The sequence below is a fragment of the Psychrobacter sp. 5A.1 genome, assembly GCF_030407455.1.
In the GTDB taxonomy this organism is placed as follows: domain Bacteria; phylum Pseudomonadota; class Gammaproteobacteria; order Pseudomonadales; family Moraxellaceae; genus Psychrobacter.
The window spans coordinates 1-2,418 of record NZ_JASDDJ010000117.1; the positions used below are offsets into that span (position 1 = coordinate 1).

General features: G+C 39.5%; 1 protein-coding gene. It reads right to left on the reverse strand.

Annotation, left to right across the window (positions count from 1 at the left end):
• Positions 1 to 402 precede the first annotated feature (402 nt).
• Positions 403 to 2,019, reverse strand: a complete 1,617-nt coding sequence (locus QL982_RS14275) for an NAD(P)/FAD-dependent oxidoreductase (protein WP_290165915.1) — start codon at positions 2,017 to 2,019, stop codon at positions 403 to 405.
• Between the last annotated feature and the right edge of the window lie 399 nt (positions 2,020 to 2,418).

The window sequence follows — 2,418 nt, forward strand, 5'->3', positions numbered from 1 at the left end:
CCTTACAATCTCTTGGTTGTAAGGATTTTTGTCGTTTAATATATAGTAGCAATCAATTAATAACTGTACTCACCGATACCGAAAAACGCTAAATATTCAAAAAAGTTACACGCAATACTGATAGAAAAATCCATACATCCACACCAGTAATCATATCTACGTATAGTGGCTCATCAATCTCATTTGTTATAATGATGAATAAGCCTGACTCGATATGTTGAAAGTCAAAGTTTTTGATTTTAAAGCACTTAAAACATCATTACTTCTTCAAGATATAAGAGTAACTTCCCACCTTCAAAACACAAAAAAGCCTTTCAAGCTTTGTACTTCATAGCTTGAAAGGCTTTTTCGATCGCATATTTTTATCTAGGTAAGAGGTTTAGGGTCTGTTGAAAGCCGCTCTCACTCTATGTTCAACATTGATTTCGCCACGGCTTCGGCCACTTTAATGCCATCAATCCCTGCTGATAATATGCCACCTGCGTAACCAGCACCCTCGCCTGCAGGGAATAAGCCTTTGGTATTAATGCTTTGAAATTCTTTATTGCGTTTAATGCTGATTGGTGACGATGTTCTGGTTTCTACACCAGTTAGTAGACCGTCGTCAGATGAAAATCCTTTGATTTTTTTATTAAACGCTGGAATGGCTTCACGTATGGCATCTACGGCAAAGTCTGGCAGTGCTTTGCTTAAGTCGGTTAAGGTAATACCTGGTGTGTAAGAGGGTTTTACATCGCCTAATTCTGAGTCTGGTTTACCTTTTAAGAAATCGCCAATGGTTTGCGCCGGTGCATTATAGTCTTTGCCGCCTAATTCAAACGCTAAGGTTTCTAGTTGTCTTTGTAAGTCGATACCGGCAAGAGGATGGTTTGGGTAATCTCGCTCTGGGTCGATGCCTACCACAATAGCACTGTTGGCGTTACGCTCGTTTCTTGAATATTGGCTCATGCCGTTAGTGACAACACGGCCTTCTTCTGATGCGGCGGCAACCACGGTTCCGCCTGGACACATACAAAAGCTATAAACAGAACGACCATTTTTACAATGATGCACCAGTTTGTAATCCGCAGCCCCAAGTATTTCGTTTCCAGCATTGTCACCAAAGCGTGCTTGGTCTATGGTTGACTGTTTATGTTCAATCCTAAAGCCAATAGAGAAAGGTTTTGCTTCAACATACACGCCTTTATCATGGATCATTTGGAAGGTATCTCGGGCACTGTGACCAACGGCTAAAACAACATGGTTGGTTTTTAAGGTTTCGCCAGTATTAAGTGTCACGCCAGTTACTTTTGAGCCAGTGATATGCAAGTCGTCTACGCGAGTAGCAAAACGGACTTCCCCACCAAGCGCTATGATCTCGGCACGCATTTTTTCTACCATGGTGACTAACTTATAAGTACCTATGTGCGGTTTACTGACAAATAAAATTTCATCTGGTGCGCCGGCTTTTACAAATTCAGTCATGACTTTACGGCCATAATGATTGGGATCTTTCACTTGGCTATATAACTTACCGTCAGAAAAAGTACCCGCTCCACCTTCACCGAACTGTACGTTTGATTCTGTGTTTAATTTACGCTGACGCCAAAAGCCAAAGGTGTCTTTGGTGCGTTGTCTTACTTCATTACCGCGTTCAATGATAATAGGTTTAAAACCCATTTGAGCAAGGGTAAGTGCTGCTAATAAACCACAAGGTCCAAAACCAATAACAACAGGGCGCTCAGTTAAATTTTCTGGCGCTTCACCTACATATTTATAACTGGTATCTGGTGTTGCTTTAACATGGTTGTCTGACTCAAATTGAACCAATAAATCTTTGGTCAAATCCGAGTCGGTCAGTGTGATGTCTAGCGTATAAATTAATTGGATATTTCTTTTATTACGAGCATCATAACCACGTTTAAACATCACAAATGACGCCATTTGCTCAGCAGAAATTTTAAGTTTTGTCGTTATAGCAGTCGTTAGATCTTCAGGTGCATGATTTAATGGCAATTTAATTTCAGTTAAACGTATCATTGGTTACTCATAAACTCGTGTAGAAAACAGTCTCGCATTTTACTGGTACTGATACAAATAAGCGAATAAATATTTTACTTATGCAGGGTAAATTTGCAGATTTGACGGCAGGGGTCATAAGGATGGATGGCGAACAACTTGGATAAACGATTTTATGATATGGGTTGTATTGATTTTATATTGAACTGACCATACCTACTTCCATCTCTACATTATCTTGATACAAAACCACTAAAGTATAGCTCACTGCCTATACTTTCCTTTCTGTCACAATCTCGTCGACAATATTTTGACATCAACAGTCATTAAAAATGCCATTATGATATTAGGGTCTGTTGAACATTCAAATGTGGTGCTGGCAGTCACTATTTTTTAGACAATATGCAGTGAAATTTTTGA

Bases quoted from the DNA above. Each gene is read 5' to 3' on its own strand.
- QL982_RS14275 (WP_290165915.1), bottom strand. From the start codon at position 2,019: ATGATACGTTTAACTGAAATTAAATTGCCATTAAATCATGCACCTGAA.